The sequence below is a fragment of the Nostoc edaphicum CCNP1411 genome, assembly GCF_014023275.1.
GTDB lineage: Bacteria > Cyanobacteriota > Cyanobacteriia > Cyanobacteriales > Nostocaceae > Nostoc > Nostoc edaphicum_A.
In genome coordinates, this window is record NZ_CP054698.1 from 5,675,143 (window position 1) to 5,689,243 (window position 14,101).

At 40.4% G+C, this 14,101-nt stretch carries 13 protein-coding genes; 7 read left to right on the top strand and 6 right to left on the bottom strand.

The annotated features are described in order from the left end of the window. Window positions 1–298 precede the first annotated feature (298 nt). Window positions 299–853 carry an SRPBCC family protein gene (locus HUN01_RS26720; protein ID WP_181928686.1) on the top strand — a complete coding sequence of 185 codons (555 nt, stop codon included), beginning with the start codon at window positions 299–301 and terminating at the stop codon, window positions 851–853. A 245-nt stretch (window positions 854–1,098) separates the two neighbouring features. Here the strand turns inward: HUN01_RS26720 and clpB are convergent, their stop codons facing one another. Next, a complete protein-coding gene (clpB, locus tag HUN01_RS26730) occupies window positions 1,099–3,717 on the bottom strand; it encodes an ATP-dependent chaperone ClpB (RefSeq protein ID WP_181928688.1) in 2,619 nt (872 codons plus the stop codon). Window positions 3,718–4,320: 603 nt separating this feature from the next. On the opposite strand from clpB, the gene HUN01_RS26735 reads away from it, so the two are divergent. Continuing rightward, window positions 4,321–4,572 (top strand): hypothetical protein, encoded by a 252-nt coding sequence (locus tag HUN01_RS26735; RefSeq protein WP_181928689.1) that lies wholly within the window; start codon window positions 4,321–4,323, stop codon window positions 4,570–4,572. A 28-nt stretch (window positions 4,573–4,600) separates the two neighbouring features. Here the strand turns inward: HUN01_RS26735 and HUN01_RS26740 are convergent, their stop codons facing one another. Beyond that, window positions 4,601–5,443 carry a GAF domain-containing protein gene (locus tag HUN01_RS26740; protein WP_181928690.1) on the bottom strand — a complete coding sequence of 281 codons (843 nt, stop codon included), beginning with the start codon at window positions 5,441–5,443 and terminating at the stop codon, window positions 4,601–4,603. A gap of 195 nt (window positions 5,444–5,638) precedes the next feature. On the opposite strand from HUN01_RS26740, the gene HUN01_RS26745 reads away from it, so the two are divergent. The 5 genes from HUN01_RS26745 to HUN01_RS26765 all read left to right on the top strand — a co-directional run bounded on the left by HUN01_RS26745 (window position 5,639) and on the right by HUN01_RS26765 (window position 10,561). Further along, on the top strand, window positions 5,639–6,013 hold the full coding sequence (locus HUN01_RS26745) for a hypothetical protein (protein ID WP_181928691.1): 375 nt from the start codon (window positions 5,639–5,641) through the stop codon (window positions 6,011–6,013). A 189-nt stretch (window positions 6,014–6,202) separates the two neighbouring features. Beyond that, a complete protein-coding gene (locus tag HUN01_RS26750; protein WP_181928692.1) occupies window positions 6,203–6,457 on the top strand; it encodes a TIGR02450 family Trp-rich protein in 255 nt (84 codons plus the stop codon). Window positions 6,458–7,293: 836 nt separating this feature from the next. After that, a complete protein-coding gene (gene bchL, locus HUN01_RS26755; RefSeq protein ID WP_012410753.1) occupies window positions 7,294–8,160 on the top strand; it encodes a ferredoxin:protochlorophyllide reductase (ATP-dependent) iron-sulfur ATP-binding protein in 867 nt (288 codons plus the stop codon). Between the two features lie 32 nt (window positions 8,161–8,192). Next, on the top strand, window positions 8,193–8,981 hold the full coding sequence (locus HUN01_RS26760; protein ID WP_181928693.1) for a DUF5331 domain-containing protein: 789 nt from the start codon (window positions 8,193–8,195) through the stop codon (window positions 8,979–8,981). 176 nt (window positions 8,982–9,157) lie between these two features. Continuing rightward, window positions 9,158–10,561 carry a ferredoxin:protochlorophyllide reductase (ATP-dependent) subunit N gene (locus tag HUN01_RS26765; RefSeq protein WP_109011964.1) on the top strand — a complete coding sequence of 468 codons (1,404 nt, stop codon included), beginning with the start codon at window positions 9,158–9,160 and terminating at the stop codon, window positions 10,559–10,561. Window positions 10,562–10,769: 208 nt separating this feature from the next. Here HUN01_RS26765 and HUN01_RS26770 read toward each other — a convergent pair whose 3' ends face one another. The 4 genes from HUN01_RS26770 to HUN01_RS26785 form a co-directional block, all read right to left on the bottom strand. Then, complete coding sequence (locus tag HUN01_RS26770) at window positions 10,770–11,327, bottom strand: hypothetical protein (RefSeq protein WP_181928694.1); 558 nt, start codon at window positions 11,325–11,327, stop codon at window positions 10,770–10,772. Between the two features lie 140 nt (window positions 11,328–11,467). Beyond that, window positions 11,468–12,649: a hypothetical protein gene (locus HUN01_RS35670; RefSeq protein ID WP_238845656.1), complete on the bottom strand. Its 1,182-nt coding sequence runs from the start codon at window positions 12,647–12,649 to the stop codon at window positions 11,468–11,470. 62 nt (window positions 12,650–12,711) lie between these two features. Then, window positions 12,712–12,996: a hypothetical protein gene (locus tag HUN01_RS26780; protein ID WP_181928695.1), complete on the bottom strand. Its 285-nt coding sequence runs from the start codon at window positions 12,994–12,996 to the stop codon at window positions 12,712–12,714. Window position 12,997: 1 nt separating this feature from the next. Beyond that, window positions 12,998–14,038, bottom strand: a complete 1,041-nt coding sequence (locus HUN01_RS26785) for a DGQHR domain-containing protein (protein WP_181928696.1) — start codon at window positions 14,036–14,038, stop codon at window positions 12,998–13,000. Window positions 14,039–14,101 lie beyond the last annotated feature (63 nt).

Sequence of the window (14,101 nt, forward strand, 5' to 3'; positions counted from 1 at the left end):
TGGGGTAAGGTGCTTGATATTAGTTCGTGTTTGTGACATTCTAGCTGTTAATAATGCAGTTTTTCATCTACAAGTATTACTTTGATAAAACTCACTTAAGTACTAATTGTGTTGATTCTGAGAAAAAATACAGTTTTTACAGTAATGTGACCGAAATAATTAGCAAAAAATCACCGTTTCCGGAAAAAATAGGGATTAGACTGGAACTAAAATTAATGGGTTGGATTTAAATCAAGTTTTATGGCTTGTAATTTCAACTCCATTTAGGTGGATGAGTTGAGGAGTAACTTAAATCATTATGTCTGCGTCTTATATATCAGACTCAATTATTGCAGGTTCAGATATGGCTTGGAATCAAGACAAGCAAAAATTGCTGGTACAGGGTGAAATTTTTGTAGAAACGCGATCGCACAAGATGTGTGGTGGTGCGGTGACTGCCTGGATGTATTTGCCGATGGTGCGATCGCACGTTTGGCAGCAATTAACTGATTACCCCCGCTGGGTACAATATTTTCCCGATATCACCCAGAGCGAGGTATTACATAAAGGTGAAGTCAAACGTCTGTATCAAGCAGCACAAAAAGCCTTCTTCTTTTTCACAGCTCAAGTAGAAATTTACCTCAACGTTGTAGAAGTGCTGGGGCAGCAAATTCAATTTCGCATGGAAAAAGGGACTTTTGAGGACTTTAACGCCAATTTAGAACTCAAAGATTGTGGTAATGGCACAATACTTGCTTACACTGTCCAAGCTACGCCTCTAATTCCAATTCCATCAATTTTCATTCAACAAGCAATGAATTTAGAGTTGCCTGCAAATATGCGTAAAATGCGACAAGTTATTTGTAAGGGTTAATCAATTTTGGATTTTAGATTTTAGATTTTAGATTAACCTCACGGATGAATCGGCTTGATCTGAATATTGAGAGTTTTGGGGGCTTTCAGCATCGCAAAAGCATTTTGGATCGTACCTCAAGTTCACAGGAAGAGGAGTTTTTTGCAGCAGCTAAGTTCATTTTTCTAGAATAGTTCACTACAAAGACGCTTTCTCCACGAGAGAAAGCGTCTTGCTAATGGGTAAATACCTGAAAATTGCTTCAATTAGCTAGTAAATACCTCGACAGGTAAGCGACTAAAAGAAAGACGCTCATTTTGCACATCTACAAAAATGGTGTCGCCGTCGTTGAATTCACCGCGCAAGATGGATTTAGCAATTTGAGTTTCCAACTCTCGCTGAATTGCTCGCTTCAGTGGACGCGCCCCATACACGGGGTCGTATCCTACTTCTGCTAAAAAGTCAAGTGCAGTATCCGAGAGTTTCAGGGATATTTTGCGATCGCTCAATCTTTGGCGCAATCTCTCCACTTGCAGTAGCACAATTTGCCGCAATTCCTTCTTGTCTAAACCGTGGAAGATGATGATTTCGTCAATCCGGTTCAGGAATTCTGGACGGAAACTATTTCGCATTGCTTCCATTACTCTACGGCGCATTTCGTCGTAGTGGGCGTTATCCCCGGCGACATCAAGAATGTACTGCGAACCGATGTTGCTGGTCATGATGATAATAGCGTTCTTAAAGTCCACTTTATGACCTTGGGCATCAGTGACGCGACCATCATCGAGAATTTGCAAGAAGATATTGAAGACATCGGGGTGTGCTTTCTCGATTTCGTCGAAGAGAATCACTGAGTAAGGACGGCGGCGAATCGCTTCTGTAAGCTGTCCGCCTTCTTCATAACCCACATATCCTGGAGGCGCACCGATTAAGCGGGAGACGGCGTGTTTCTCCATATATTCAGACATATCGATTCGCACCAGCGCATCTTCACTGTCGAACATATACGCCGCCAGCGCTTTCGCCAACTCGGTTTTACCTACACCCGTAGGGCCAAGAAAAATAAAGCTAGCGATGGGACGATTAGGATCAGCTAGTCCAGCGCGCGATCGCTGAATTGCATCCGCTACAGCTGTGACTGCTTCTTCTTGTCCAATCACGCGGTGATGCAGTTCATCTTCTAAATGCAGCAGTTTATCTTTCTCAGATTCCACCAACTTGCTGATGGGAATTCCTGTCCATTTAGAAATAATTTCGGCAATATCAGCTTCTGTGACTTCTTCGCGTAATAATGATTTACCACTTTTTTGAGTGCTTGCCAATTCAGATTCTACTGTTTCCAATTGACGATGCAAACTGGTTAAATTGCCGTATTTTAACTCCGCAGCGCGGTTAAGGTCGTAGTCGCGTTCTGCTTGCTGAATCTCTAAGTTGACTCGTTCAATCTCTTTTTTAACAGACTGAATTTTGTCGATGATATCTTTTTCAGATTGCCATTGAGTATTCAGCGTTCTTTGTTCTTCTTTGAAATCAGCAATTTCTTTTTCGAGTCTTTCTAGACGTTCACGAGAAGCTGCATCGCTTTCTTTTTGCAGCGATAGCTTCTCCATTTCCAATTGCAGAATCTTGCGATCAATTTCGTCGAGTTCTTCTGGTTTGGAGGTTATCTCCATTTTTAATCTCGCGGCGGCTTCGTCTACCAAATCAATGGCTTTATCGGGGAGGAAGCGATCGCTAATATAACGACTCGACAATACGGCGGCGGCAACTAAAGCACTATCAGAAATCTTCACCCCGTGGTGGTTTTCATAACGTTCTCTCAACCCGCGCAAAATCGAAATGCTATCTTCTACACTGGGCTGATCGACATAAACCTGTTGGAAGCGTCTTTCTAGTGCGGCATCTTTTTCGATATGTTTGCGGTATTCATCTAGAGTTGTCGCCCCAATACAGCGCAATTCGCCCCGCGCCAACATTGGTTTTAACAAGTTACCCGCATCCATCGCGCCTTGGGTTGCACCAGCGCCGACAACGGTGTGAATTTCATCAATAAATAAAACAATATTGCCGCCAGATTCAGTAACTTCTTTTAATACTGCTTTCAGGCGTTCTTCAAATTCACCCCGGAATTTTGCCCCCGCAATCAAAGCACCCATATCTAAAGAAATCAGCTTGCGGTCTTTGAGGGATTGGGGTACATCACCTGCGATAATGCGTTGTGCTAATCCTTCAGCGATCGCAGTTTTACCAACACCCGGTTCACCAATTAGCACAGGGTTATTTTTGGTGCGGCGAGAGAGAATTTGGACAGTGCGACGAATCTCATCATCCCGTCCAATCACTGGATCGAGTTGACCTTTACGTGCAGCTTCGGTGAGGTCACGCCCGTATTTTTCCAGTGCTTCGTATTTGCCTTCTGGATTTTGGTCGGTCACTTTTTGGCTCCCACGAATTTGTTTAATAATATTTTTTAGCTTGCCTTCGTCTAAACCGAATTCTTGGAATAAAGCTTTGCCAAAGCGGTCATCTTTAGCGTAAGCCAGCAATAAGTGTTCAATTGAAATATATTCGTCTTGAAACTCCTTGCGATACCCATCCGCTCGGTCTAAAAGCGTATCCAAGCTGCGTCCCAAGTAGACAGAACTGCTGCTACCAGATACTTTCGGTTGACGTTTAAAAAATTGTTCAGTGCGATCGCGCAGTTTTTGGAGGTTAACACCCGCTTTTGTGAGAATCCCTGTTGCTAGACCATCTTGTTCTAGCAGCGCTTTCATCAGGTGTTCGCTTTCTATCTGCTGCTGTTGATATTGTTTAACAATATCCGGGGTATGGGTGATCGCTTCCCAGGCTTTTTCTGTAAATTGATTAGGATTAGTAGGTTGCATATAGGCAGGCTTTTAGAGAAACCACTCTAGGCGCACAAGGCACAGAGAGACAAATAGTCTCCCATAAAGACATTGTAAAAAAAGGTAAGCTCTTAGCTGGATCGGTCTTCACGTCTTTGTAGAGTAGTAGTATTACCGCCCTTGCTGGTTTTGCTACCGTCTTTTGGTTCGTCTACAAACAAATTTCCCAGGCTAAAGACACACTAAAGCGATCGCCCTGAGCATCCTAGCATCATAATCATCAGGAATTTAATTTAAATTAACTTATTGCTGATATTCAGTAAATTTCTGTTAACAGAGCGCTATAGGACTCATATTTGATTTCTGAAAAAACTCAGTACAACCAAGAAGCCTTCTTTCCTGTTGCCTATTGCCTATTGCCTATTCCCTGCCTACGCAAATCAGTTCAGAAATCAAAGCGGATTCCTATAGCACAATGAATATAATGAGTTTCTAGGGAGTCGCAGCTAGTTTTATTGATAAATTGAGTAAAATGAATATATAATACTACGATCTGTCATGAAAAGATTCTTGTCAGAAAATGCATAAAAACTAAATATAAACCAGTAAAATTATCTATCGTTAATTAATGTGGTGAAAAAGGTGAAAGATATTCATATAAGAGATTTAACAGCCGAAGAACGTCAATCTCTGTTAATGAGAGAATCTAAAGATTATATGCGCGGCAAGAAAAGCCTAAGCCAATTTCAGGAAGCTGAACGTAAATATGGTACAGATTATGGTTCAGTTACCCTCGAATTAGCTAGTAAAGATAAGCTCATGCCAAAGCTATGGCGTTTTTTGGCATCTCCTTGGCGGCAAAACAAAGATCAAGACTTAATTAAACTCAGATAGTATCTATCTATGTGCTGAAATTGTAGTTTTAATTAGTAATTGAATGTTGTACTTGGTAATTACGCGCTACTAGCATAACTCCAGCTAGGCGATTAGCAATCACAAATAACAACTCTTGGGTGGCTTTAGAATCAAAAGTTGTCACATCTCTGCTGTAGAGACACAAAACTCCTAAACTATCCGTACCTCCGATTATTGGTATAGTAATCAATGTTGCATAATCTAAAATACGGCCAGTTCTATCTTTGCTAAAAACGTATTGCGGATCATCCGCGTGCCACATATTATTTATGCGTGATAAGTGTACAACCCGTCGTTTTTTGTCAATGAAAGTACAACCCGCACACCCCCGATTTGGATTAGGGTCTTTACCAATATAGAAACGTACTTTATTTCCATATTCATTTGGTGATTGTGATTGACACCAAGTAGTTAAAAAATCTGGATCACTAGGATCTGGTGCATAAATGGCGATACCACACCCATCTAGAAGTGGCATGATGTTGAGTGTTTTTTCAATAAATTGCTCTAAGAGCCGCTTGAGTGATTCATGAATGTTTGGATTTACATCTAACTTAGGCAGAAGCAATAGTAAAGATTCATCCAGTTCGTTAAGCTTGATTGCGATTTGATGCGCTTTATGATAATGTATTGCAGTCAATGAAAGCGGCAACAGAGTAATTAATAGAACTAAAGCCAAAACCCATGGTTTGACAGGTAGTGGCTCGTTAATTAAAGGCAATAGCTTTTCTGAAAAAACTTTATCTGCTTGGCCGCCAATAACACCACTAAAAGCCGCAAGCGATAAAGACGCTAGAAAACTGATAACTATTTTTACCCAGTTGGGAATTTTTGGTAAATTAAACGCCATAGCTGTTGATAGGCATCTAAAGAGGTGGTCAGTAGACCTTTAATTACAGTATAAAGGCTATATAAACAACAACAGGTGTACTTTACAGAATCTCACTGAGATATATCTAACAGTTGTTGCACAGTAATCTGCATAAACCTTCCCTGTCCCCACACAGAGTTACCATAATTCCAGGTCGCCTAGTGGATGCTGAAAATGATTGACCCCTACGACTTTGAAGATGATGACTTTGACTTTGAGGATGAAGAGTTATTTAAAATAAAACCCATCAGCCAAATGACTGAAGGGGAAAAGCTACAGCGGTTTAAGCGCTTCTTCGACAGCAGCAGTCGGGCTATGTTGCAAGATTGTCTATTTCGGATTGTCGATTACGAAGATGGTACGGGTACGTTAGAAATTCTGTGCCCTAATGAAGTTGTAAGACAACGCCTTTCCAAGAAAAAGCGCAAAATTACCAACAACATCAACACCTGCTGGAGCCATATAAGATGGTTTTCGCTATGTGTCCAGCAAGATAGTGAGTTGCATTGCCAGAAGTTTACCCGTAACGGTGATTTAGTGGCATCTTAGTTGGGGATTGGGGATTGGGGACTAGTACCGCAAGGCGGAATTAAAAATTAAAAATTAAAAATTAAAAATGAAGACAGCGTAAGTGTTTTGTTGATTGGGAATGGGTGATTTATTTCCGCCGTGCTGTACTAGAGATAAAGAAAGTGTTTTCCCAATGACGAATGACAAATGACGAATGACAAATGACAAATGACTAAAAAACAAAAATTTCCTTACCTAGTTGGTTCTAAGTGGACAGCACAGCAAAAAGTTGATGGCTGGCGGCACTTCCAAGTAGTAAATCGTAAAAATCAGGCTAAGTGGGTTTACGCCGAAATGGTTTCTGCTTGTGATCCTAAAGTCCGTTTCTGGATAAATGCCAAATTATTACAAGATAACTCCCAGTGGCAAGCTGGCTGGCAAACATTACAGGAAATCCACGGAGTTGAAAATGAGGTGTCCTGATTTGCCTCGCTCCTAGTCTTGTCCATAAGTGGGCTGCCGCCGTCTGGTGGCAGCCGAAATATTTGAATAATCTTAGACAATATCTGGTAAATTAATAATTTTTTACAAAATCACACTAACTTACTCTCAAGCAGCAATTAAATGGTTGTGACTATCGACTAAAAACTGGCAACTTATCTGCGATACCTTCTCTACGTTCGCGCAGCGTGTCGCAGACAGACGCTACGCGTAGCTTGCTTCCACGTTCGCGTAGCGTCCCGCAGGGAAGTGGTACGGTGAGCTACGCTAAGGGACTTCCAAATAAAAAAAGATCCAATTAACTCTTGTGGGGTGGGCATCTTGCCCGCTCTATAAACTGGGCGGGCGAGACGCCCACCCCACAAAATTGGATAGTTTATTTCTTGGAGTTCCCTAATGCAAATTCCATTAGTATTTCCAGCATAAGGCTGCATATACCTCGCTTTACCCTTAACCCTGCGCCCCAATGCCTTGAAAACACGTTGTCCGTATATCAGCTAATTCTATGAAAAGCATTAATAAAAGCAGATTTAAGTTTTTTGTTTTTTGTAACTCTTTTTATAAAAATAATGAATAAAAACTCTTTATTGGCTATTTTTAGAGCTATTAAGGTCTTTAAGGTTCATAAAAACCCAAATAGTTATATTTGAGATTTAATTCATCGGATCAGACAGTTTTACAAATTAAGAGCCACTTTCTTTTCTATGTAATTTGCCCAATAATGAAATTCACAGACCTCACGCATCGCCATCTCAGGACAGGTGAAGGCAAATGTTTGAGCCACAAGTTTGACAAGTAGCTATAAGAGGCAAATAAAAGTGAAACTAGCAGTCTACGGAAAAGGTGGTATCGGTAAATCCACAACTAGCTGTAACATATCAGTCGCCCTAGCTAAACGTGGCAAGAAAGTGCTGCAAATTGGTTGCGACCCCAAACATGACAGTACCTTTACCCTGACTGGGTTTTTGATTCCGACAATTATCGACACCCTCCAAGAGAAGGATTATCACTACGAGGATGTCTGGCCGGAGGATGTGATTTATAAAGGCTACGGCGGTGTTGATTGCGTAGAAGCTGGTGGCCCACCTGCGGGTGCTGGATGTGGCGGCTACGTAGTGGGCGAAACCGTAAAATTACTTAAAGAACTCAACGCCTTTGATGAGTACGATGTAATTCTTTTTGACGTTCTGGGTGACGTAGTTTGTGGTGGTTTTGCAGCACCACTCAACTATGCAGATTACTGCCTGATTGTTACAGACAACGGCTTTGATGCTTTGTTTGCGGCTAATCGGATTGCTGCTTCAGTCCGCGAAAAAGCCCGAACTCATCCACTGCGTTTAGCTGGGTTAATTGGCAACCGCACCTCCAAGCGCGACTTGATTGAAAAATATATAGAAGCTGTGCCAATGCCAGTTTTGGAAGTTTTACCTTTAATTGAAGATATCCGTGTTTCCCGTGTGAAAGGTAAGACTTTATTTGAAATGGCAGAGCAAGATCCTTCCCTAGACTACGTTTGCGACTACTATCTCAACATCGCCGACCAAATTCTAGCGCGTCCCGAAGGTGTTGTACCGAATGACACACCAGATCGGGAGTTGTTCTCTTTGTTGTCCGATTTTTATCTAAATCCGGGTAAACCCCAGGTTCCTAATTCAGAAGAGGAACTAGACTTGATGATTGTATAAATCACCAAGTTCTCAGGATGGGGGACAACAACATGGCATTCTTTAACAGCTTTACGGATTCAATAAAGCAAAAGTGGTTGCAATTTTTCCAGAATAATCGAGACTGGATTACCCTGCACATGCAAGTGGAATCAGTGTACACCCCTGATGGCGGGAAGCGACCACCTTCTTACCTCATCCTGGGAGTTCTTAACGCCCTAGAACCAAAACTAGCGCAGTTAATGTTGCCCTTTGCCAAACTTAATCCTGACGCCGATACCCTAATTGACGTGCTGGATTTGCATTTTGACCCAGATTTAGCTCTCGGTAATCGCTTCGTCGTCAACCCAGATGTCGAGAGATACGTAGAAGAAGCAGCAGCTGTCATTGACGAAAAGCCTGAAGATGAAACATTGACACATTCTCATACAAATGGCTTTGCGGCGGTGGCGGTAGTTCAAGAGTTCACAATGGTGGATTCTGAGGATGAAAGCCTGGGGATCAGCGAGTTGGAGGAAACCGAAGATGGCTTTGGCGATATTTCCTTGACCAACGGACACAGTTCAAAAGATGAGTCTCTCCAAACCTCTAGTTTAGAAGCAGATGAGTTTGGGGAAATTGCCTTCGATTCAACAGCTGCGATGGAAGTAAAGCTGGATGAAGACGAGGAACTTGAAGATAGTTCACTAGATGAGAATGCGTTTAAAGACGTGTTATCAGATGTCTGGGGTGATGAAACAGCTTTACAAAAGGCTGAAGAAAGTAACGATTTTTTGGGGGAAGAACTGCCAGCAGGCGTTTTTGATGAATCAGAAATTGCCCGCCTCTTCCCCAACGCTTAATTATTGCCGTTCTTCGCAATTTTAAGGTTTAGATTTGGGGTTTTGGATGAGGAATTAGGGAAATTGTCGTTAGACAGCGGATACTTTTGTTGTCCCAGCCTTCAATCCAAAATTATCAATCTAAAATCTGAAATTGGTTGAACTGCCATTAAATATCAAGGGGAGAAAAAACCAAAATGACTGTCGCTCAACAACCAGAAGCTTTAAGCTTTGAATGTGAAACCGGGAATTACCATACCTTTTGTCCAATTAGCTGCGTGGCGTGGTTATACCAAAAAATTGAAGATAGCTTCTTTTTGGTGATTGGGACAAAAACTTGTGGCTACTTCCTGCAAAATGCGATGGGGGTGATGATTTTTGCTGAACCCCGCTATGCAATGGCAGAGTTGGAAGAGGGCGATATTTCGGCACAATTGAGTGATTATGAAGAGTTGAAGCGGTTGTGCTTGCAGATTAAACGCGATCGCAATCCGAGTGTAATTGTCTGGATTGGCACTTGCACCACCGAAATTATCAAAACAGATTTGGAAGGTTTGGCACCGAAACTGGAATCGGAAATCGGGATTCCCATCGTTGTAGCGCGGGCAAATGGTCTAGATTACGCCTTCACCCAAGGGGAAGACACGGTATTAGCAGCAATGGCTAACCGTTGCCCTGATAAGGCTCCGGTGGCGGAAACAGAAAAAAGTGAACGGAATGCGATCGCTAAATTGCTCAACTTTGGTAAAAAGAAAGAAGATGTCGCCCAAGATGAATCTGAATACGTAGATCATCCACCCTTAGTTCTCTTTGGCTCCCTTCCCGACCCCGTAGTTACTCAGTTAACCTTGGAACTGAAGAAACAAGGCATCAAAGTTTCTGGCTGGCTACCCGCGAAGCGCTTCACCGAACTGCCAGTATTGGAAGAAGGGTATTATGTCGCTGGTGTCAACCCCTTCCTCAGCCGCACAGCTACCACCTTAATGCGCCGCCGCAAGTGTAAACTCATTGGCGCACCCTTCCCCATTGGCCCCGATGGTACTCGCGCTTGGATTGAGAAAATCTGCTCGGTGTTTGGTATTACTCCCAAGGGTTTGGATGAACGGGAAGCACAAATTTGGGCAGGTTTGGAAGATTACGTGAAACTGATTCGCGGTAAATCTGTATTCTTCATGGGTGATAACTTACTGGAAGTTTCCCAAGCCAGATTCTTAATCCGTTGTGGGATGACAGTTCACGAAATCGGCATTCCCTACATGGATAAGCGCTATCAAGCTGCTGAGTTGGCATTGCTGGAGAAAACTTGCCAGGAAATGAATTCACCCCTGCCAAGGATTGTGGAGAAGCCAGATAATTACAATCAACTTCAGCGGATTTATGAGTTGAAACCAGATTTGGTAATTACTGGTATGGCTCACGCTAACCCATTGGAAGCACGGGGTATTAATACAAAGTGGTCGGTGGAGTTCACTTTTGCTCAAATTCACGGCTTTACGAATGCGCGTGACATGTTAGAGTTGGTGACTCGTCCGCTACGTCGGAATAATAATTTGAAAGATTTAGGTTGGGATAAGTTGGTGAGAGAAGAAGCGAAGATTTAGATTTGGGTTTAGATTGAGCAACAGCATAATACTATGTTAGGGGCGAACTTTTGGGTTCGCCTTTTTTTTACGAACCCATAAACAAGGATGAAGTTTGTAAATTATAGATCATAAAAAATGAAAAAAATCTCAGACTTATATATACAAAACTCAATCTTAATGGAGGTAATATTTGTTAAAATGACTGATTTGTTAAACATACATAAATCTATTCTCTGAGCATTTTATGAATTTCAGGTATTGGACCATTTTTATCATTAAATAACTGGCATAAATAATGAAGTTCATCATCTTGAAGTTGAAAATTACCAGTTGCTTTTATCTTTTTATAAACGAGTTGAATACTTCTGAGTGGATAAGCAAGAATTGCATGGTCTTGATCAAAGAGATATAAATCTGATTTATCTAATAAATATTCTTTAATAGATTTTCTAACACCGAATTCTACTATTTTTTTAAAGTGTTCAGGTATATTCGGTTCATAAAATTTTGCTATTTTATAATTTGCGTCTTCCCTTTTTATCATTAGCCAATTTAATGGTTTTTCAAGGTCAATCAGTTGTGAAAGTAAGGAAGGTTCTGTATTACGCTTGCTAAACTCATCAAGTACTACCTTGTGTGTTTGCCCATCTCTTTTTTGAGGGCATTTTCCAGCTTGAACCTCTATTAAATAAGGCTTTTTTCCAATATAAAATATACAAATATTATGTATCGGCTCAATAAGTCGGGGTAGCGAATAAAAGTAAAAAGACTTGCTAACATCCAATTTATTGAGAGTTAACTAGATTGTTCTAACGCAGGGATTCTATTTGAATGCAAACGCTTGACTAATTCTCGGTAGTAATCCCAAAATTCCCCTAAAAATTTGTCTAATGTTTGTTGACAAAAACCAACAAATGGACTTAATTATTTATAATGTCTGGCTTCATGTACCCAACATAAAGCCAAATTATCTGTAATTAATTTGAATTGGGGTGCATCATCGCAGACCAGAAATTCTACCACTGGTATTTGAGATTGCTGATGATAGAACGAAATTGCAGCAGCTTCCAAAACACGAGTCCGGTATTGAGAACCTAGCTTGCTTAAATACGTATCCAGCAATGAATTAAACTCTAATTCAGTCAAAACTGTTTCTTGCGGCAACAATTTCATTTGATTGTGCCATTTAGTTGGGACATTAAAACTTGTAAGCAACTCGTAAGTCAGCCCATTTAGAACATATTCAAGCTCTTGTCTATTTTGCAAGACCCCAATTACGCTTAGTCGGTCTTTCTTAGCTGTAGTTGAGTAGACTGTGTACCAGGGGTTACAAATTACATTCGTGGTCTGATTTACTCCTTTAACACGGGCACTTGTTTGGTCTATATGCTGCCACGAGCTACTTTCTAACCCAGATGTATAAACTTGATTATATTCAGCTTCAAAATCGCCTAAGTTTTTGATGAGTAGATTTGATAAATAGCCAGCCGACATTGAGATCCCAATATTCTCTAAAAACTCTAGCAACTTACCTTGGGTCATATTACCGCCGTAATATAAGCTAATTACTAGAGCTTTTATTCCCGGACCAAATTCTCCATCGTAACCAGGTGGCAAAGATGCTAAATACGTTTTTCCAACACTAGGCGAGTAATATTTTTCTTTCCGGAATAATACGTTATCAGTTAACAGTGAAATATCTTGAATGATTACCTCTTCATAGCCTTTGAACTGTGCATCAGGCGGTAGCTCACTCGCCGGATAATCCAGAATGCATGTCCTGTCTACTTTTATGCTCTGATTTTTGCTACTTTTCGTATGTTTTTTTGGAGTGTGTCGTTCTTTTTCGGATGAATGATTGCTCTTGAACCCTTTCGACTGATTGCTCTTGATTTCTGGTTTCCCCTGTTCGCCTTTCAGACGATTGTTTTCGTCCCGTAGTTTTTGGTTTTCTTCACGTAATTCTTTTATCTCTGATTGTTGCTGCTCTATGACGTTTAGCAGAACAGTTAATGTCTGGCGCAAGGATTCGTCTGCAAACTTTGAGGGGTCGATGGTTTGCAACAATGCCTCTACTTGTTTTTCTGGAGATTGCTTTTGCGCCATGTCATATATTCTACGACCCTATGTGCATCTCTCTACTTTGTTATTTTTTCTACTACCCCGATTTATTGAGCGGATACAATATTATCTAGTGCAAGGAGAGCGCGCAATGCATAAAAGGTCGCATAATATAACTTGACAGTAGCCCATGTAAAAAGTTGTTTGTTAATACCTATTGTGGCATCTCCAACAGAAATAGTAGCAGAATAAATATAGCTAATGGCATCACTTTTCAGAGAGTTAAGTAAGACTCTTTCCTCCGATTTGCTTAGAGTGCGGCTTTCAATAACTATTTTTGATGAAGTAGCAGGTAACAATGTTTGTATATATGCTTGAGCCTGATGAGTCACTTTAAATTTCCAATCTTCTAGGAGTATTATCTTCTGGATTAAAAGCATCGACAAGTCTTTGATAAATTTTTTTTTGTGCATCTTTTCCTCCCATACCCTTAACTTCATCTTGATGTATTAAATTACTCTTGTTAATATTAATAACGCTATCAATTATATCGATTTTAAAAGAGGATTTAAGATTGCAATAAGGTAATATTTTAAGTTGCAAAAACTCCATAGCGCCAGCAAATCCAGCAGCATAATTAAATGCATTAGTTTTGACATACCAATCTTGATCATATTTCTGTTTGATTGCAATAAAGAAATTTAAAATTATTTGCTTCTGCATTTCAAGTTCAAAAACTCCTATATGCTCAAAACTGCCCTTTTCTTCAACTAATGGTTTAATTGTTGTCACAACAGTTGACAATGCAATCCCACCTTTTCTTGTAGGTGAACCTGGAAACTTTATTTGTTCATGAAAGGGCGATTCTGGAGTTTTATTTAAGAAGATTGCAATATCTCTCGCTCTTTCAGCAGCTCGATCTATTACTACAGGTTGACTAGCTAAACCATACAAATCAAAAACTAAACTTCGGGATACAGTTTTTTGCTCTGTATTGATTGATAGGAAGATATCTGCACATTCATTTGTACTAAGATTTTCATAAATAGCAACTGGAAGCTCTAATGTTGATATCGATTCGCGCTCAACAATAGCAGCCTTAATTCCTGCTAGTCTGTGTTGCCCATCTATAAGTTGGGCAGACTTTGGCATATTTTTAAATACAATGGTGTTGTTTATCTTCTGAAGTTGATTATCTTTACTAATCCAATTTAAAATTATTGCTCCTGGATAATCTCCACCTTCCAAAGTAAAATTCTTTATATTTGTAATTCGTCTAGGGTTAAGTAAACGCTGAACTGCACCCTCTTCATCACTTTGTCCACGAACAGAAGCATAGCTAATATCTGTAAGTAATCCTGCTGGAAACTTAGTCAAAATTAACTTTCTATTAGCTTGATTTACCTCTATATATGGAAAGCTAAACTCTTGCATTCCCTTTGCCTTATTGATTTTTACAAATTCACAAAAATAAAATGTGTATTCTATTTTACCATA